The sequence below is a fragment of the Streptomyces sp. NPDC006739 genome (genome assembly GCF_042869815.1).
GTDB lineage: Bacteria > Actinomycetota > Actinomycetes > Streptomycetales > Streptomycetaceae > Streptomyces.
Genome location: NZ_JBIAGM010000003.1, coordinates 79245 through 98320 on the forward strand (window position 1 = coordinate 79245; position 19076 = coordinate 98320).

Here is a 19076-nt window from a genome sequence, read left to right on the forward strand (position 1 = left end):
GGGAGGGGCTCACGCCTGCCGGGGCGGGTGGATCCCCGGCCGGAACTTCGGTACCCGCACCGTGATCTTCGTGCCGGCGCCGACCCCCGTCTCGATGACGAGCCCGTAGTCGTCGCCGTACAGCTGCCGCAGCCGGGTGTCGACGTTGCGCAGCCCGATGCCGGTGGACGGGTCGGCGGCGCCGCGCAGCAGGCCCCGCAGCCTCTCGGGTTCCATGCCGACACCGTTGTCCTCGATGACGACCCGGGCCTCGGTGCCCTCGTCCTGGGCGAAGATCGTGATGCGGCTGCGGTCGACGGACTCCTCCAGGCCGTGCTTGAGGGCGTTCTCGACGAGGGGCTGCAGACAGAGGAAGGGCAGGGTGACGGGCAGCACCTCGGGAGCGACCCGCAGTGTCACCTCCAGCCGCCTGCCGAAGCGGGCGCGGGCGAGTTCGAGGTACTGCTCGATGGAGCGCAGTTCCTCCGCAAGGGTGGTGAACTCGCCGTCGCGGCGGAACGAGTATCGCGTGAAGTCGGCGAACTCCAGGAGGAGTTCACGGGCCCGCTCGGGGTCGGTGCGGACGAACGAGGCGATGACGGCCAGCGAGTTGTAGACGAAGTGGGGCGAGATCTGGGCGCGCAGGGCGCGGATCTCGGCCTCGATGGCGCTGGAGCGGGCCCGGTCCAGGTCGGCGAGTTCCAGCTGGACGGAGACCCAGCGGGCCACCTCCTCGGCGGCCCGGATCATCACCGCGGACTGCCGGTCGCCGAACGCGGCCAGCGTGCCGGGCACCCGGCTGTCGACGACGAGCGGCGCGACGACGCCCCAGCGGACCGGGCAGGTTGCGTTGTCGCAGGTCGTCCTGAACGACTGGGTGCGGCCGGTGCGTACGGCGTGGGCGAGCTGCGCCGCCAGTTCGTCGCGGTGATGGTCGCCGACGCCGTCCCAGGCCAGCACGGTCTCCTCGTCGGTGAGGCTCAGGGCGACCGTGCCGAGCAGCGGGCGCAGGCGCCGGGCCGCCCTGCGGGCGGTGTCGGCGGTGAGGCCCGCGCGCAGCAGCGGCGCGGCGAGCGCCGCCCGGTGCAGGGTGTGGAAGGTGGCGCGTTCGACCGGGGTGCCGAGGCCCGCCGGGTCCTCCTGCTGCCGGCGTGCGGCGAGATGGCCGACGCCGGCGCCCAGGGTGAACAGGGCGAGCGCGGCGGCGGCGAGGGCGACGGCGGCGAGCGCGCTCATGGGCGGCGTCCCGCGGCGCAGCCGGCCGGTGTCTCGGGCAGATGGATCCGGGCCATCGTGGCCCCGGTACCGGCGGGGACCCGCCCCCGGGTGGCCAGGGAGGCGAGCACCATGGCGGCGAACCCGACGGGCACCGACCAGACGGCGGGCCAGGCCAGCAGGGTGTGCGGCCAGCCGGAGCGGGCTCCGCCTGCGATGGTCGCCGTCACCGCGAGGAGCGCGGAGCCGCCGCCGAGGACGAGTCCGGCGAGCGCGCCGGGCGCGGTCAGGCCGCGCCACCAGATGCCCAGCACGAGCAGCGGGCAGAAGGAGGAGGCGGAGACGGCGAAGGCGAGTCCGACCGCGTCGGCCACGGGCAGCTCGCTGACCACGGTGTTGGCGGCGGTGGGCACCGCGATCGCCAGGACCGTGGCCGGCCTGAAGTGCCGGATGCCGAGACTCGGCAGCACGTCCTGGGTGAGCACGCCCGCGACGGACATGGTGAGTCCGGAGACCGTCGACAGGAACGCCGCGAAGGCGCCGCCGGCGACCAGGGCGCCGAGCAGGTCGCCGCCCACGCCGCCGATCAGCCGCTGCGGCAGGACGAGCACCGCCGCGTCCGTGTCGCCGGTGAGGAGGAGGTCGGGGGCGTAGACGCGGCCGAGGACGCCGTAGAGGGGGATCAGGACGTAGAAGGCGCCGAGCAGGGCGAGCACGACGGCGGCGGTGCGGCGGGCGGCGCGGCCGTCCGGGCTGGTGTAGAAGCGGACCACCACGTGCGGCAGGCCCATGGTGCCGAGGAAGGTGGCGAGGATCAGCCCGTAGGTGGCGTACAGGCCGTGTTCCTCGCGGTTCGCGGACAGGGGCCGTGCCCAGCTGGAGGGTGCCGCGCGGCCGGGGCCGTCGTCCGGCAGGGGCACCTGGGCGCCGGGCGGGAAGCGCAGGGTGGTACCGGCCGCGAGGCGGTGCGCTCCCTCGCCGAGGGACAGGGTGCGCTCGTGCAGGGGGCGGCCGTCGACGGTGCCGGTGGCCCGCACCCGCACCGGCTCGTGGAACGTGACGCGCACGGCCCGGTCGACGCGGATCTGGGTGGAGCGGTGGAAGACGGGCCGCTCGTCCCAGGCCGGGGGCGGGGTGTGGTCGGAGCGCCAGGCGAGCAGCAGGAACACCGCGGGCACCAGCAGGGCGGTGAGTTTCAGCCAGTACTGGAACGCCTGGACGAAGGTGATGCTGCGCATGCCGCCGGCGGCCACGGCCGCGGTCACCACGACGGCCACGACCAGGCCGCCCAGCCAGGCCGGTGAGCCGGTGAGCAGGCGCAGGGTCAGTCCGGCGCCGCGCAGTTGGGGCAGCAGGTAGAGCCAGCCGACGCCGACGACCAGCGCGCCGGCGGTCCGCCTCACCGCCCGGGACTCCAGCCGGGCCTCCGCGAAGTCCGGCAGGGTGTAGGCGCCGGAGCGGCGCAGCGGGGCGGCGACGAAGGCCAGCAGGACGAGGAATCCGGCCGTGTAGCCGATGGGGAACCACAGCATGTCGGCGCCCTGGGCGAGGACGAGTCCGGCGACGCCGAGGAAGGAGGCCGCGGAGAGGTATTCGCCGCTGACCGCGGCCGCGTTGAGCGGTGGGGGGACGCTGCGCGAGGCGACGTAGAAGTCGGAGGTGGTCCGGGACAGACGCAGACCCAGCGCGCCGACGAGCACCGTGGCGAGGACCACGGCCGACACGCCGACCATGCCGTACGTCTGGTTCAACGGCCGGCTCCGGGTCCGGCCCGGTGGGCGGCGAACTCGGTCTCGTTGCGTTCGGCGCGGCGCACGTACCAGCGTCCGATGCCCATCAGCGCCGGGTACGGTGCCACGCCGAGGACGATCCAGACGGCGATCGGGGCGCGCGGCAGGGTGCCGGTGAGCGGTGGCAGCCGGAAGACGACGGGGAGCAGGCCGAGGGCGAGGACGAGCAGCGCGGTGGCGGTGAGGGCGGCCCGTAGTTGACGGCGCATCAACTTTCGCAGGGTGGTGTCGTCGTCGGCGGGTGGGGATCCGGTTCCCGGGAGGTGCGGTGCCTCGGCCCCCCGGGCCGGGCGCGGTTCCCCGGTGACCACCTCTCGGCGGGGGACGGATTCCGCACCCATGACGCACCCCAAACACCGCGGTGATCACCTTTGTTGCGGCGAGTGTACGCAGCGCGGCGGCCACGAGGTAGCCACCGCGCGCGGTGCACGACGGGTCAACGTGGCCCGCTCACCGCGCCCTTGGCGTGTACGGCGAGCAGATCGCGCAGTTCACGGGCGTTGCGGCGGCTCACGGCGAGGACGCGGTCGCCGACCTTGACGGTCAGATTGCCCGCCTCCAGGCGCAGTTCCTCGATGCTCCCGAGGGCCACCAGGTGGCTGCGGTGGATGCGGACGAACCCGTGGGGGCGCCACTGTTCCTCCAGTGTGGCCAGCGGGATCCGCACCAGGTGGCTGCCCCGCCGGGTGTGCAGGCGGGCGTAGTCGCCCTGCGCCTCGACGTAGGTGATGTCGGCGACGCCGACGAACCGGGTGATCCCTCCCAGTTCCACCGGGACGTGCTCGCCCAGGGCCCTCGGCCGGCCCGGCCCCTGTCCGGCGCGGGTCAGTTCGGCCACCCGCCGCACGGCTTCCGAGAAGCGTTCCGGGCGGATCGGTTTCAGCAGGTAGTCCACGGCCTTGAGGTCGAAGGCCCGTACCGCGAAGTCCTCGTGGGCGGTGACGAAGACGATCAGCGGCGGGCGGGCGAAGCCGGCCAGCAGGCCCGCCAGTTCGAGGCCGTCGAGACCCGGCATGTTGATGTCGAGGAAGACGACGTCGATGGCGTCGGCCGCGTCCGGGCCGGCCCGCTCCCGGCGGGCCCGGTCCAGTCGCCGCAGCGCCTCGCCGGCCTCGGGCGCGGACTGGACGCTGCCCACCCGCGGGTCCTCGCGCAGCCGGAACAGCAGTTCCTCCAGCGCGGGTTCCTCGTCGTCCACGGCCAGCACGCGCAGCGCCGCCTCGCGCATCTCCCCGCTCCCTTGCCTTGGAGGGCCGCCCCGGACGGGTCGCCTTCCAGCGGCCTTCCAGGGTCCCGGCACCGGCAAACCTCGCGGGCCCGGTCACCCGCCGGACAGGGCGGTCAGCACCCGGTCCGGGGTGAGGGGCAGCTCGCGGAAGCGGACCGCGGTGGCGTGGTGGACGGCGTTGCCGATGGCGGCGGCGGTGCCGACGATGCCGATCTCGCCGATGCCCTTGCTGCCCATGGGGTTGAGGTGGGGGTCGTCCTCGTCGATCCAGTGGGCCTCGATGTCCGGGACGTCGGCGTGGGCGGGCACGTGGTAGGAGGCCAGGTCCGACTCCGCGAAGTCGCCGAAGGCCGGGTCCGTCGTGCTGCCCTCGGTGAGGGCCATGCCCAGGCCCATGGTCATGCCGCCGACGAACTGGGAGCGGGCGGTACGGGCGTTGAGGATCCGTCCGGCGGCGTAGACGCCGAGAAGTCGGCGCACCCGGATCTCGCCGGTGACGGTGTCCACGGCGACCTCGGCGAAGTGCGCGCCGAAGGCGTGCCGGGCGTAGGGGCTGTCGGCGTCGGCCCGGCCCGTGGTGTCCGCCCGCTCGCCGAGTCCGCCGTCGGGCAGCGGGCCGGTGTGCCGGGCGAGGCGTCCGGCCAGGCGCGCGCAGGCGTCGTGGACGGCCCAGCCCCAGGAGGCGGTGCCGGAGGACCCGCCGGCCAGCGGGGCCGGGGGCAGGTCGCTGCGGCCCACCTCGGTCCTGACCCGGTCCAGCGGCACGCCGAGGGCGTCGGCGGCCACCTGAGCCAGGACGGTACGGGCTCCGGTGCCGATGTCGGCGGCGTTGGTCCGCACCACGAAGGTGCCGTCCGGCAGGGCGGTCGCGGTGGCGCTGGACGGGACCACCTGGACGGGGTAGGTGGCGGCGGCCACGCCGGTGCCGACCAGCAGCGGGCCCTCGGCGCGGATCCCGGGGCGCGGGTCGCGGCGGGCCCAGTCGAAGCGCCGGGCGCCCTCCCGCAGGCAGTCGACGAGGTGCCTGCTGCTGAACGGCCTGCCGCTGTCCGGCTCCCGTTCGGGTTCGTTGCGGGCGCGCAGCTCCACGGGGTCCATGCCGAGGGTGTCGGCGAGTTCGTCGACGGCCGACTCCAGGGCGTACATGCCGGGCGCCTCGCCGGGCGCGCGCATCCACGACGGGGTGGGGACGTCCAGTGCCACCACCCGGTGGACGGTGCGCAGGTTCGGCACGGCGTACATGACGCGGGCGGGCACCGCGGCCGGTTCCACGAACTCCTTCACGCGGGAGGTGTGCGTGGTCACCTCGTGCAGCAGGGCGGTGAGCCGGCCGTCCGGGGCGGCGGCCAGGCGCAGCCGGTGCAGGGTGGGCGCGCGGTGTCCGACGACGGCGGGCAGCTGGCGGCGCGGGAGGGCGACGGTGACGGGCCGGCCGGTGTGCCGTGCGGCCAGTGCGGCGAGCACCAGGTCGGGGCGCGGGGTGCCCTTGGACCCGAAGCCGCCGCCGACGTGCTCGGCCACGACGGTGATCTGCTCCTCGGGCAGCCGGAACACCTGGGCGAGGACGGCGCGTGCGGTGGTGCCGCCCTGGCTGGAGGTGTACACGGTGAGCCGGTCGCCCTGCCAGTGCGCGGTGCTCGTGTGCGGTTCCATCGGGTGGTTGTGCAGGGGCGGCACCCGGTACTCGACGTCCACCCGGACCTCGCCGGACGCGAACGCGCCCTCGGGGTCGCCCTGTTGGGTGCGGCCCGGCTGGCCGCTGCCGGTCTCCTCGGCGTCGCGGGCGGCCGGGTGGTCCGGGGTGAGGTGCACGTCGTGTTCCTCGGTGGCGTAGTCCACGCGGACCGCCCGGGCGGCGGCGCGGGCCGCCTCCGGGCTCTCGGCGACGGCCAGCGCGACGAACCAGCCACGGTGCGGGACGCGGGCGTCCTGCAGTACGGCGAGGGTGGCGTCGTCGGGTTCGGCGAGGCGCGGGGCGTTCTCGTGGGTGAGGACGGCGAGGACGCCCGGGAGGGCGAGGGCGGCGGCGGTGTCGACGCCGGTGACCCGGCCACGGGCCACCGAGGCGGGCACCGCCCGGCCGAAGGCGCGGCCCGGCAGCGGGTACTCGGCGGCGTAGCGGGCGGCGCCGGTGACCTTCTCCCGTCCTTCCCGGCGCTCGGCCGGGGCGCCCAGCGCGGTGCCGGTGCGGGGCATGGGTCCTCCAGTGTGGCGGTTCAGGCGGTGGCGTGGGCCGGGGCGAGGCGGGCCAGGACGTCGAGGGCGAGGTTGCGGGCGAGGGGCACCTTGTAGGCGTTGTCGCGCAGGGGTTCGGCGGCGTCGAGTTCCAGGGCGACGGCGCCCTCGAAGGCGGCGGGGGTGGCGGGTGCGCCCAGCAGGGCGCGTTCGGTGTGGCGGGCCCGCCAGGGCCGGTGCGCCAGGCCGCCGAAGGCGAGGCCCGCCTGGGTGATCACACCGCTGTCCGACACCCGCAGCAGCACGGCGACGGAGGCGAGGGCGAAGGCGTACGACGCCCGGTCGCGGGCCTTGCGGTAGGCGGAGGGCGCGAACGCGGTGGCGGCCGGGAGCAGCACGCCGGTGATGAGTTCGCCGGGGCGGATCTCGGTGTCGCGTTCGGGGTGGTCGCCGGGCAGCCGGTGGAAGTCGGCCACGGGCAGGCTGCGGGTGCCGTCGGTGCCGTACAGCTCGACGCGGGCGTCCAGGGCGGCCAGGGCCACGGCCATGTCGGAGGGGTGGGTGGCCACGCAGTGCGGGGAGTGGCCGAGGACGGCGTGGTCGCGGTGTACGCCGTCCAGGGCGCCGCAGCCGCTGCCGGGCGCGCGTTTGTTGCAGGGTTTGTCCGGGTCCTGGAAGTAGGGGCAGCGGGTGCGCTGGAGCAGGTTGCCGCCGGTGGTGGCGGCGTTGCGCAGCTGGGCGGAGGCGCCCGCGAGCAGCGCCTGGGAGAGCGCGGGGTAGCGGTCGCGGACGGCCGGGTGGGCGGCGAGGTCGCTGTTGCGGACGGTGGCGCCGACGCGCAGCGAGCCGTCGGGCAGTTCGTCCACGGTGTCCAGCGGGAGCCGGCCGACGTCGATGAGGACGGCGGGCTGTTCGACGCCGAGTTTCATGAGGTCGACGAGGTTGGTGCCGCCGGCCAGGTAGTGGGCGCGGGGGTGGGCGGCGAAGGCCTCCACCGCTTCCTGGACGCTGCCGGGCCGGACGTATCCGAAGGGCTTCACGGGATCACGTCCCGCACGGCATCGACGATGCGGGGGTAGGCGCCGCAGCGGCAGAGGTTGCCGCTGAGCCGCTCGGCGATCTCGGCCCGGTCCAGCGGGACGGGGCGGCCGGAGGGGGCGGCGGGGTCGGTGACGTGCGAGGGGTGTCCGGCCGCGGCCTCCGCGAGGGCGCCGACGGCCGAGCAGATCTGGCCGGGGGTGCAGTAGCCGCACTGGAAGGCGTCCCGGTCGAGGAAGGCCCGCTGGAGGGGGTGCGGCTCCTCGCCGTCCCCGCCCAGGCCCTCGATGGTGGTGACCTCGCCGCCGTCCAGGGCGACGACGAGCAGCAGACAGCTGTCCAGGCGGCGCCCGTCGACGAGCACGGTGCAGGCGCCGCACTGGCCGTGGTCGCAGCCCTTCTTGGCCCCGGTGAGGCCGAGGTCCTCGCGCAGCAGGTCCAGCAGGACCCGCCGGTGGTCGACGAGCAGGGTGTGGGGTTTGCCGTTGACCCGGAGGGTGATCTCCGATTCCGGGCCGGGCCGGTCGTTCGCACTGGTCATGGCGGGGTGGGCCTTCCGCAGGGGCCGTGGTGCCGTGCGGACCGCGTATCCAGACCGCGCCGGCTCACACGTCCCGCCCCGCACCGCGAGGTCCTGTCGTCACATTCCCGTCGTCCGCCCGGAGGGTGGGTCCGGCGGTGTCTGGTGCGTGCGATCGCAGGGCGCCGGAGCGCCCTCGTGGCGGAGCCACGTGGGCGTTTCGGCAACACGGGCGAGCGTGCGTGCCAGGCGTCGCCGGACAGGCGGGGACGACAGGGCCCAGGCCCTCGCGGCGGCTGCGCGGCGCCGTGGGCGCCGCGGGTTCAGGCCGTCGGCACTTCGTCGTCGTGGCCGGCGAACTGGGTGCGGTGCAGTTCCGCGTAGCGTCCGCCGGCCGCCAGGAGTTCGTCGTGCGTGCCGCGCTCCACGATGTGGCCGGCCTCCACCACGAGGATCTGGTCGGCGGCCCGGACCGTGGACAGCCGGTGCGCGATGACCACGGCGGTGCGTCCTTCCAGGGCCTCGGTGAGGGCCTCCTGCACGGCCGCCTCCGAGGTGTTGTCCAGGTGGGCGGTGGCCTCGTCGAGGATGACCACGCGCTGGCGGGCCAGCAGCAGCCGGGCGATGGTCATGCGCTGGCGCTCGCCGCCGGAGAGCCGGTAGCCGCGCTCGCCGACCACCGTGTCCAGGCCGTCGGGCAGGGACCGTACGACCTCGGCCAGGCGGGCGCGGCCGAGGGCGTCCCAGAGGTCGTCGTCGGTGGCGGCGGGCCGGGCCAGCAGCAGGTTGGCGCGGACGGTGTCGTGGAAGAGGTGGCCGTCCTGGGTGACCATGCCGAGGGTGGCCCGCAGCGAGGTGGCACTCAGGTCGCGGACGTCCACCCCGCCCACGCGGACGGCGCCGGCGTCGACGTCGTACAGGCGCGGCAGCAGCTGGGCGATGGTGGACTTGCCGGCGCCGGAGGAGCCGACGAGGGCGATGGTCTGGCCGGGTTCGGCGCGGAAGGAGATGCCGTGCAGGACCTCGGCGCCGCCTCTGGTGTCGAGGGTGGCGACCTCCTCCAGGGAGGCGAGGGAGACCTTGTCGGCGGCCGGGTAGCCGAAGCGGACCTCGTCGAACTCGACCGCCACCGGGCCCTCGGGCACCTCGCGCGCCTCCGGCTTCTCCACGATGAGCGGCTCGAGATCGAGCACCTCGAACACCCGCTCGAAGCTGACGAGGGCGGACATGATCTCGACCCGGGCGCCGGCGAGCGCGGTGAGCGGCGCGTAGAGCCGGGTCAGCAGCAGGGCCAGGGACACCACGGCGCCCGGCTGCAGGGTGCCGTGCAGGGCGAACCAGCCGCCGAGGCCGTAGACCAGGGCCAGCGCCAGGGCGGAGACGAGGGTGAGCGAGGTGATGAACACCGACTGCGAGGTGGCCGTGCGCACCCCGATGTCGCGCACCAGACCGGCGCGCGCCGCGAACTGCGCCGACTCCTCCTCGGGCCGCCCGAACAGTTTGACCAGGGTGGCGCCGGGGGCCGAGAAGCGCTCCGTCATCCGGGTGCCCATGGCCGCGTTCAGCGCCGCCGCCTCCCGCTGCAGGCCCGCCATCCTGCTGCCCATCCGGCGGGCGGGCAGCAGGAACACCGGCAGCAGCACCAGCGCGAGCAGGGTGATCTGCCAGGACAGGGTGAGCATGACCACGAGCGTGAGCAGCAGCGTGACCAGGTTGCTCACCACACCCGACAGGGTGTTGCTGAACGCCCGCTGGGCGCCGATGACGTCGTTGTTGAGCCGACTGACCAGCGCTCCCGTACGAGTACGTGTGAAGAACGCGACGGGCATGCGCTGCACATGATCGAACACAGCCGTCCTGAGGTCGAGGATGAGGCCCTCCCCGAGCGTCGCCGACAGGCGCCGGCCGAGGATGCCGAGCGCCGCCTCGGCGACCGCGACCCCCGCGATGAGCAGGGCCAGTCGTACGACCCGGCCGGAGTCGTCACCCGACACGATCGCGTCGACGACGCGTCCGGCCAGCACCGGGGTCGCGACGGCGAGCAGCGCGGTCACCACCCCGAGCAGCACGAAACGGGCGATGCCCCGGCGGTGCGGGCGGGCGAAGGCGGCGATGCGGCGCAGGGTGGCCCGTTCGAACGGGCGGCGCTCCTGCTGCGCGGTCATCACGCTGTGCAGCTGTGTCCAGGCTGTGGTCTCCATGCTCATGCAGGAGAACGTAAGACCTCAAGCGTCATTGAGGTCAATGCCCGCTCGGCGCACACCCGTCCGAGGGAGCCGCGGACCCGGCCGCGGCGCCCTCGTCCGCGGCCCGTCCTGAAGCCTCCGCCGCCGGTTCAGCCCCCGTCCCCGATTCCGCCACCCGCCGTTGGCGCGGCCCGGAAAACCTCTACGGATGTGACAGCGGTCCAGCTTCCCCCCGCGCCCCCGGGACGGCTCCCCCGACGCGTCCCCGTCCGCCAGGTGCTGTGCCTGGTCCCGCTCCTGCTCGTCACCGTGGCGGCGGTGCGGAACCGCTCCGTCCTCGCGGAGGGTTTCGGCCAGCTGCGGACGGCCTCCTGGCCATGGCTGCTGGCGGCCTGCGGCGCGACCTGCCTGACCTGGGTGGCCGCCGCGGTCACCCGGCAGGGCGCGGTGGTGCAGCCGCTGCCCAAACGGCGGCTGCTCGCCACCCAGTTCGCGGCGGGCGCCGCCAACCACCTGCTGCCGACCGGGCTCGGCGCCGGCGCGGTGAACCTGCGCTTCATGACCGTGTGCGGGGTCCCCCTGGCCCGCTCCTCGGCCGCCCTCGCCCTCTACATGCTGGCGGAGTGCGTGGGCCGGCTCGCGCTGCTGGCCGCCCTGCTGATCGCCTTCCCCGGCGCGCTGAGCCCGGGCGGCCTGCTGCCCGGCGGGGCGGCGGCCTGGCTGCTGCTGGGGGCGGCCGGCCTGCTCGTCGGGGCGGTGGCCGCGCTGGCGCTCGTACGACGACTGCGCACGGCCGTGTCCTCGTTCCTGCGGGCCGCGCTGGGCGAGGCCCGTGCGGTGCACACGCGGCCGGCCCGCGCCCTGGCCCTGTGGGGCGGGTCGCTGGCCTTCCCGGCGCTGCAGGCCGCCGGGCTGGTCGCGGTGGGGCGGGCGATGGACCTGCCGGTGCCGCCCGCGCACATCGCGCTGGCCTATCTGGCGGCGACGGCCGCGGTGGCCCTGGTGCCCACACCGGGCGGTCTCGGTTCCGTCGAGGCCGCGCTGATCGTGGCCCTGGTCGCGGCGGGCGGCCCGGCGGCGGTGGCCACGGCGGTCGTACTCGCCTACCGGATCATCACCGTCTGGCTGCCGCTGCTGCCGGGCGCGCTGACGCTGGGCGCGCTGGTGCGCTGGAAGGTCATCTGAGGGAGGGTGCCGCGCCGACCGGGGCGGGGCGCGGAGCGCGGGGCGGCAGGGGTCGGTCACGGATCCGTGTGTCCGCCGCCCGCCCGACCCAGGATACGAACTCCCGTTCGCCATACGGCAGGATGAACAGTCGCGGCCGCCGGCGACGTCGTACCTGGCGCGCCGGCGGACGCGACCGCACATCCCGGAAACGAACAGGTGACCACGTGACGAGACTTCACATCCGGCCGACGGCGGCACGGACCGCAGCGGACCGTCTTCCCGGAGGCGACCGGTGAACCGCACGCCGACCCTGGACGACGGCGTGCTCGCCTCGATCGCCCTGGCGGCGGGCCTGCTGCTGGCCTTCCTGTCCCGGACGCTGCTGCGCTGGCTGGCCAAGCACGCCAAGCGGACCCGGTGGAGCGGCGACGACGTCATCGTGGACGCCCTGCGCGGTGTGGTGCCCTGGGCGGCGATCGCCGGCGGTGCGGCGGCGGGCGCGGCGGTGCTGCCGCTGACCCGAACCGTCCAGCACCACGTCAACCAGGCGCTCCAGGTGTGGCTCATCTTCGTGGTGACGCTGTCCGCGGCGCGGGTGATCGCCGGGCTGGTGCAGCGGGTCACCCAGTCCCGCTCGGGCGTCGCCGGGTCGGCCACCATCTTCGTGAACATCACCCGGGTGCTGGTGCTGGCGATCGGCTTCCTGGTGGTGCTGCAGACGCTGGGCATCTCGATAGCGCCGATGCTCACCGCCCTGGGCGTGGGCGGTCTGGCCGTCGCCCTGGCCCTGCAGGACACCCTCGCCAACCTCTTCGCCGGCATCCACATCCTCGCCTCCAAGACCGTGCAGCCGGGCGACTACATCCGGCTCGGCAGCGGTGAGGAGGGGTACGTCGTGGACATCAACTGGCGCCAGACGACCGTGCGGCAGCTCTCCAACAACCTGGTGGTCGTGCCCAACGGGCAGCTCGCCAAGTCGAACATGACCAACTACACCCGTCCCGAGCAGCGGTTGACGGTCCTGGTGCAGGTGGGGGTGGGCTACGACAGCGACCTGGACCACGTCGAGCGGGTGACCGCCGAGGTCGTCACCGAGGTCATGACCGACGTCGCCGGCGCCCTCCCGGACCACGAACCGGCCATCCGTTTCCACACCTTCGGCGACTCCCGCGTCGGCTTCACGGTCGTCCTCGGGGTCGGCGAGTTCAGCGACCAGTACCGGATCAAGCACGAGTTCATCAAGCGCCTGCACCGCCGCTACCGCGAGGAGGGCATCCGCATCCCGGCCCCGGCGCGGACGGTGGCCCTGCAGCAGGGGACGGTGGTGATCCCGCACCAGCGCAGTGGCGAGGAGGTGGGCGACGCGCGCGCCGCCCACCTCGACTGACGGCTCAGAGAGTCGCCGAGTTCTCGTGCCAGTGGCCGCCCCTGCGGCTGTGCGGCGCGGCGAGCGACGGGGTCACCGGCGTGACCGTCCAGTCCGGGTGGCCGGGCATCCGCGGGGTCTTGGTGCCGTAGAGCCAGTCCCGCAGGAAGCCGGACAGGTCCTGACCGGAGACCTCCGAGGCGACGGCGATGTAGTCCTCCGTCGTCGCCGAGGAGTTCCGGTACCGGTCCAGGAAGCAGCGCTCGATCGTGTGGAAGACGTCCTCGCCGACGACCTGGCGCAGCGCGTACAGGACCAGCACGCCGCCCGTGTAGCGCTGGCTGTCGAAGAGGTTGACCGCGTTGGGCGCGGCGACCGGGCCCGAGTCGTGCCGCCACTGGTCGCCGACGCCGTACGTGTACTTCATACGGTCCTCGAAGGTGCTGTAGCCGAGGGAGTCGGTCCAGCCGCGCTCGTAGCGGTACAGCAGTCCGTAGAAGTCGGCGTGGCCCTCGTTGAGCCACAGGTCGGCCCAGGTGGCGGGGCTGACCATGTTGCCGAACCAGGAGTGGACCAGCTCGTGCATCATGTGCGAGCCGATCTTCTTCTCCTCCTGGAGCAGGAAGTTCGGCTTGTACAGGGTGAGGGTCTGGGTCTCCAGGCCGGTGAAGTCGAAGGCGTTCGGGTCGTCGGAGTTGCACGGCAGCAGGCCGTACGTCTCGAAGGGGAACGCGCCCAGGTGCCCCTCCAGCCAGTCCACCAGGCCGGGGGTGAGGGCGAGCGCCGGTTCCAGGGCGGTGGCGCGGGCGGTCGGTACGACGTCGCGCAGGGGCAGGCCGTGCGGGCCCTGCCGGTCCTTGACCACGTAGTCGCCGACGGTGATCTGGACCAGTTCGGTGGCCATCGGCGAGCGGGAGCGGTACGAGTACGCGGTACGGCCGCCGGACAGGCTCTCGGTGCCCACCAGCAGGCCGTTGGCGACCGCGCGCAGCGGGTCCGGCACGGTGAGCCGGAAGGTGAAGTCCGCCTTGTCCGAGGGGTGGTCGTTGCACGGGAAGACGGTGTGCGAGGAGTTCGGCTGGCCGCACACCGCGAACCCGTCCGGGGTGACGACCCAGCCGGTGTGCGGGAGGCTGCGGTGCGGGTCGGCGGAGTAGGCGACGCACACCGTGGCCCGGCGGCCGGCCGGCAGCTCCCGGGCGGGCGTGACGCGCAGCTTCTCGTCGGCCTGCTCGAACTGGGCCGGGCTGCCGTCGACGTCCACGGAGCGTATGTCCAGGCCGAGGGAGTCCAGGGAGAACCGCGTCAGACACCGGTCGGTGCGTATGCACAGGGTCACGGTGCCCTCGACCAGCTTGGTCGTCGGGTCGTAGGCGAGGTCGAGGTGGTAGGAGGAGACGCGGTAGCCGTCGTTGCCGAGGGCCGGGAAGACCGGGTCGCCGAGGGTCTCCGGGCCGGGGGTCCCCGTGTCCTTGCCGGGGTTCCCCGTGTCCTTGCCGGTCATCGGGCGCGCCTGGGCGGCGGGGCCGAGGGTCAGTGCGGTCGCCGTGCCGATCAGGGCGGCCGCGGGGGCCGTCACTCTGCTGCGATATCTCATGGTCCGCTTTCGCTCGGACGGCCGGGCGGTCGGATCCGGCCGTCGGTGATGGGGCGATCAACTTCCTGGACCACAGAATCGGCCACCCCGGTTGCGCCTCGGCGACACGAGTGTGATTCCGGCGTGGGGGTGGACCGCTGTCGAGTGGGCGGGGTTCACGAGATATCTTGATGTCGAGCAATGTTGCAGACGTGGAGCGGAGCACCCGGTGACTGACTCGACCATCATCTACACCTACACAGACGAGGCCCCGGCCCTGGCCACGCACTCGTTCCTGCCGGTGATCCAGGCGTACGCCGCACAGGCCGGTGTCTCCGTGGAGACCCGCGACATCTCCCTGGCCGGGCGCATCATCGCCGTCTTCCCGGAGTACCTGAACGAGGACCAGCGCATCCCGGACGCGCTGACCGAGCTGGGTGAGCTGGCCAAGACGCCCGAGGCCAACATCATCAAGCTGCCGAACATCTCGGCGTCCATCCCCCAGCTGAAGGCCGCCGTCGCGGAACTGCAGGGCAAGGGCTACGCGCTGCCGGACTACCCGGACGACCCCAAGTCGGACGAGGAGCGCGAGATCCGCGCCCGCTACGACAAGATCAAGGGCTCGGCCGTCAACCCGGTGCTGCGCGAGGGCAACTCCGACCGCCGCGCCCCCGCCTCGGTCAAGAACTACGCGAAGACCCACCCGCACCGCATGGGCGCCTGGTCCGCCGACTCCAAGACCAACGTGGCGACCATGGGCGTCGACGACTTCCGCTCGACGGAGAAGTCCACGGTCGTCTCCGAGGCCGGTTCGCTGCGCATCGAGCTGAAGGGCGACGACGGCTCCACCACCGTCCTGCGCGAGTCCGTGCCGGTCCAGGCCGGCGAGGTCGTGGACGCCTCCGTGATGCGCGTGGCCGCCCTGCGCGAGTTCCTCACCGCGCAGGTCGCCCGCGCCAAGGAGGAGGGCGTCCTGTTCTCCGTGCACCTGAAGGCCACGATGATGAAGGTCTCCGACCCGATCGTCTTCGGCCACGTGGTGCGCGCCTTCTTCCCGCAGACCTTCGCGAAGTACGGCGAGACGTTCGCCGCGGCCGGTCTGACCCCGAACGACGGTCTGGGCGGCATCTTCAAGGGCCTGGAGTCCCTGCCGAACGGTGACGAGATCAAGGCCTCCTTCGACGCCGAGCTGGCCGAGGGCCCGGCGCTGGCCATGGTCGACTCCGACAAGGGCATCACCAACCTGCACGTCCCGTCCGACGTGATCGTCGACGCCTCCATGCCGGCCATGATCCGCACCTCCGGTCACATGTGGGGCCCCGACGGCCAGGAGGCCGACACCCTCGCGGTGCTGCCGGACTCCTCCTACTCCGGCGTCTACCAGGCCGTACTCGACGACTGCCGGGCCCACGGCGCCTACGACCCCGCCACCATGGGCTCCGTACCGAACGTCGGCCTGATGGCGCAGAAGGCCGAGGAGTACGGCAGCCACGACAAGACCTTCGAGATCCCGGTCACCGGCACGGTCCGGCTGGTCGACCAGGCCGGCAACGTCGTCCTGGAGCAGACCGTCTCGGCCGGCGACACCTTCCGCGCCTGCCAGACCAAGGACGCGCCGATCAAGGACTGGGTGAAGCTCGCCGTCACCCGCGCCCGCGCCACCGGCGACCCGGCCGTGTTCTGGCTGGACGAGACCCGCGCCCACGACGCCCAGCTGATCGAGAAGGTCAAGGCGTACCTGCCGGAGCACGACACCGAGGGCCTGGACATCCGGATCCTGGCGCCGGTGGAGGCCACCAAGCTGTCGGTGGAGCGCATCCGCCGCGGCGAGAACACCATCTCGGTGACCGGCAACGTCCTGCGCGACTACCTCACCGACCTGTTCCCGATCCTGGAGCTGGGCACCAGCGCCAAGATGCTGTCGGTCGTCCCGCTGATGGCGGGCGGCGGACTGTTCGAGACCGGTGCCGGCGGCAGCGCGCCGAAGCACGTCCAGCAGCTGGTCAAGGAGAACTACCTGCGCTGGGACTCGTTGGGTGAGTTCTTCGCCCTGGTGCCGTCCTTCGAGCAGTACGCGCAGGCCACCGGCAACACCCGTGCCAAGGTCCTCGCCGACACCCTCGACCGCGCCACGGCGACCTTCCTCGACGAGGACAAGTCCCCGACCCGTCGCGTCGGCGGCATCGACAACCGCGGCAGCCACTTCTACCTGTCCCTGTACTGGGCGCAGGAGCTGGCCCGGCAGACCGACGACGCCGACCTGGCCAAGGCGTTCGCGCCGCTCGCCGAGACCCTCACGGCCGACGAGCAGAAGATCGTCGGGGAGCTGGCCGCGGTCCAGGGCTCGCCGGCCGACATCGGCGGCTACTACCAGCCGGAGAAGGCCAAGGCGGACGCGGTCATGCGCCCGTCGGCCACCTGGAACGAGGCGCTCGCCGTCCTGAGCTGACCCGGCCGGCCCGACGGTCGCCCCGCACCTGGCTCCGCCCCGGCCGGCACTTCCCGGCCGGGGCGGAGCCGTCCCCGGAACAGGTGCGGCCGCCGGTGCGAGAGTTGGTACCGGATCACCGACAGCGCCCCTGGAGCAGCCCGTGCAGACCTCGTCCCGTGCCACGCCCGCCCCGTCGTTCGAACTCCTGGCCGGCGCGGCCCGGTCGCCGGTGATCCTGCACGTGCCGCACTCCGCGCGGGAGATACCGCCGGACGTACGGCAGGGCGTCCTGCTGGACGACGCCGCGCTCGAAGCGGAACTGGACCACATCACCGACGCGCACACCGCGGACATCGCGGAGCGCGCGGCGGGGCTGTGCCGGGCGGCTCCCTGGCGGTTCCACAACCGGCTGTCGCGGCTGGTCGTCGATCCGGAGCGGTTCCCGGACGAGCGGGAGGAGATGCTGGCCGTCGGCATGGGCGCCGTCTACACCCGGACCACGCACCGGGCTCCGCTGCGGCCCGCCGGCACCGACCCCGGGGCGCTGATCGAGCGCTACTTCCGGCCGTACGCGCGGGCGATGACCGAGGCGGTGCGCGACCGGCTGGCCGCCACCGGACGGGCCGTCGTGATCGACGTGCACTCCTATCCCAGCGCGCCGCTGCCCTACGAGCTGCACGGCGCCGGACCCCGCCCGCCGGTGTGCCTGGGCACCGACGCCTTCCACACCCCGCCGATGCTCGCCCGGCTGGCCCGGGAGGCGTTCCGGACGTGCGGGCAGACCGGGCTGGACAGCCCCTTCAGCGGCGCGTACGTACCGCTGGAGTTCCACGGCCGCGAGCCCCGGGTCAGCGCCCTGATGGTGGAGATCCGGCGCGATCTCTACATGACCGAGCCGGGCGGCGCGCCCGGTCCGGGTGCCCTCGCGCTCGCCCGGGCGCTGGCGGCCCTCGTCGACGGGGCGGACGGCATCGACAGGGCGGACGGCATCGACGGGACGGACGGCATCGACGGGACGGACGGCTGACCTCGGCTCTCGGCAGGCGCTCTCCGGCCGGGGCACCCTCCGCCCGGAGCACTTCCGCAGGACACGGCGCGGTCCGCGTACCAGGGTGGAGTGCATGACGCAGGAGATCAGCGCGCTCCCCGGCGGTAACCCGCCGCCCGTGCGAGTGAAGGGCCTGGCCGGGCACACCGGCCCGGTCGCCGGTCCGACCCCGCCGCCGGTACGGGAGTGGCCTCCGCTCGACCTGGACGGCACGGAGTTCGACCCGGTCCTCGCGGACCTGATGCGGGAGGGCCCGCTGACCCGGATCCGGTTGCCGTTCGGTGAGGGCTGGGCGTGGCTGGCCACCCGGTACGAGGACGTGAAGCTGATCACCAACGATCCGCGGTTCAGCCGTGCGGAAGTGACCCGCCGCCAGGTGACCCGGGTCGCGCCCAGCTTCGCGCCCCGCCCGGGCTCGCTCGCCTGGGCCGACCAGCCCGACCACAACCGGCTGCGCAAGCCGGTCGCCAGGGCGTTCACCGTGGGCGCGATGAAGCGGCTGCGGCCCCGCGCCCAGGAGATCCTGGACGAGCTGGTGGACGGCGTCGTACGGGACGGGCCGCCCGCCGATCTGATCGAGCGGGTGCTGGTCCCCTTCCCGGTCGCCGTCGTCAGCGAGGTGATGGGCGTGCCGGCGGCCGACCGGGCACGGGTGCACGCCTGGACGCGGCGGATCATCTCCACCTCGGGCGGCGCGGAGACCGCCGACCGGGCCAAGAAGGACATGTACGCGTGGATCGCGCAGACGATCAGGGACCGCGCCCGCAGCACGGACGACGACGTGTACTCGCTGCTCGGGGTGGCCGTGGCGGCCGGGCGGATCGGCGAGGAGGAGGCGGTCGGGCTCGCCGGGCCGCTGCAGATCGGCGGCGAGGCCGTCACCCACAACTGCGGCCAGATGCTGTTCCTGCTGCTCACCCGCCCCGAGCTGATGGAACGGATGCGCGCCCGGCCCGAGGCGCGCGGCACCGTCCTGGACGAGCTGCTGCGTCACATCCCGCACCGCAGCTCGGTGGGCCTGGCCCGGATCGCCCTCGAGGACGTGCGGCTCGGTGGCCGCTTGATCGCGGCGGGCGACCCGGTCTACGTCTCCTACCTCGCCGCCAACCGCGACCCGGACGTCTTCCCCGACCCCGACCGCATCGACCCCGACCGCGACCCGAACCCGCACCTGGCGTTCGGCAACGGCCCGCACTACTGCACCGGCGCGGTCCTCGCCCGCCTCCAGACGGAGCTGCTGACCGACGCCCTCCTGGACCGCCTGCCGGGCCTGCGCCTGGCCGTCCCGCCCGAGCGGGTGGAGTGGCGCCACCGGACGCTGATCCGGGGGCCACGGACGTTGCCGGTCACCTGGTGA

The 19076-nt window shown here is 73.8% G+C and carries 14 protein-coding genes; 5 read left to right on the forward strand and 9 right to left on the reverse strand.

Annotation, left to right across the window (positions count from 1 at the left end; genetic code table 11):
• Positions 1-9 precede the first annotated feature (9 nt).
• The 8 genes from ACFYMM_RS06920 to ACFYMM_RS06955 form a co-directional block, all read right to left on the reverse strand.
• Positions 10-1215: a sensor histidine kinase gene (locus ACFYMM_RS06920; RefSeq protein ID WP_388384651.1), complete on the reverse strand. Its 1206-nt coding sequence runs from the start codon at positions 1213-1215 to the stop codon at positions 10-12.
• On the reverse strand, positions 1212-2945 hold the full coding sequence (locus ACFYMM_RS06925) for a cation acetate symporter (RefSeq protein WP_388384652.1): 1734 nt from the start codon (positions 2943-2945) through the stop codon (positions 1212-1214). The genes ACFYMM_RS06920 and ACFYMM_RS06925 overlap by 4 nt, the downstream gene beginning before the upstream one ends.
• Entirely contained in the window at positions 2942-3325 is a 384-nt protein-coding gene (locus ACFYMM_RS06930) for a hypothetical protein (RefSeq protein WP_388384654.1), read from the reverse strand. The genes ACFYMM_RS06925 and ACFYMM_RS06930 overlap by 4 nt, the downstream gene beginning before the upstream one ends.
• Positions 3326-3420: 95 nt before the next feature.
• Positions 3421-4212: a LytR/AlgR family response regulator transcription factor gene (locus ACFYMM_RS06935; RefSeq protein WP_388384657.1), complete on the reverse strand. Its 792-nt coding sequence runs from the start codon at positions 4210-4212 to the stop codon at positions 3421-3423.
• Between the two features lie 93 nt (positions 4213-4305).
• Positions 4306-6408 carry a xanthine dehydrogenase family protein molybdopterin-binding subunit gene (locus ACFYMM_RS06940; RefSeq protein ID WP_388384659.1) on the reverse strand — a complete coding sequence of 701 codons (2103 nt, stop codon included), beginning with the start codon at positions 6406-6408 and terminating at the stop codon, positions 4306-4308.
• 20 nt (positions 6409-6428) lie between these two features.
• The gene (locus ACFYMM_RS06945; protein WP_388384660.1) at positions 6429-7427 is read right to left on the reverse strand and encodes an FAD binding domain-containing protein; all 999 of its coding nucleotides are present in this window, start codon (positions 7425-7427) and stop codon (positions 6429-6431) included.
• Positions 7424-7966, reverse strand: coding sequence for a (2Fe-2S)-binding protein (locus ACFYMM_RS06950; protein ID WP_388384662.1), 543 nt, complete (start codon positions 7964-7966; stop codon positions 7424-7426). Before ACFYMM_RS06950 ends, ACFYMM_RS06945 begins: the two co-directional genes overlap by 4 nt.
• Positions 7967-8268: 302 nt before the next feature.
• On the reverse strand, positions 8269-10146 hold the full coding sequence (locus ACFYMM_RS06955) for an ABC transporter ATP-binding protein (protein WP_388385281.1): 1878 nt from the start codon (positions 10144-10146) through the stop codon (positions 8269-8271).
• Positions 10147-10341: 195 nt separating this feature from the next.
• On the opposite strand from ACFYMM_RS06955, the gene ACFYMM_RS06960 reads away from it, so the two are divergent.
• Complete coding sequence (locus tag ACFYMM_RS06960; protein ID WP_388384664.1) at positions 10342-11316, forward strand: YbhN family protein; 975 nt, start codon at positions 10342-10344, stop codon at positions 11314-11316.
• Positions 11317-11590: 274 nt separating this feature from the next.
• Complete coding sequence (locus ACFYMM_RS06965) at positions 11591-12685, forward strand: mechanosensitive ion channel family protein (protein WP_388384666.1); 1095 nt, start codon at positions 11591-11593, stop codon at positions 12683-12685.
• 4 nt (positions 12686-12689) lie between these two features.
• Here the strand turns inward: ACFYMM_RS06965 and ACFYMM_RS06970 are convergent, their stop codons facing one another.
• Positions 12690-14261, reverse strand: a complete 1572-nt coding sequence (locus ACFYMM_RS06970; RefSeq protein ID WP_388384668.1) for a M1 family metallopeptidase — start codon at positions 14259-14261, stop codon at positions 12690-12692.
• A gap of 208 nt (positions 14262-14469) precedes the next feature.
• On the opposite strand from ACFYMM_RS06970, the gene ACFYMM_RS06975 reads away from it, so the two are divergent.
• The 3 genes from ACFYMM_RS06975 (at position 14470) to ACFYMM_RS06985 (ending at position 19076) form a co-directional block, all read left to right on the forward strand.
• Positions 14470-16689, forward strand: coding sequence for an NADP-dependent isocitrate dehydrogenase (locus tag ACFYMM_RS06975; protein WP_388384669.1), 2220 nt, complete (start codon positions 14470-14472; stop codon positions 16687-16689).
• Between the two features lie 142 nt (positions 16690-16831).
• On the forward strand, positions 16832-17698 hold the full coding sequence (locus ACFYMM_RS06980) for an N-formylglutamate amidohydrolase (protein WP_388384671.1): 867 nt from the start codon (positions 16832-16834) through the stop codon (positions 17696-17698).
• Positions 17699-17792: 94 nt separating this feature from the next.
• Entirely contained in the window at positions 17793-19076 is a 1284-nt protein-coding gene (locus ACFYMM_RS06985) for a cytochrome P450 (RefSeq protein ID WP_388384672.1), read from the forward strand.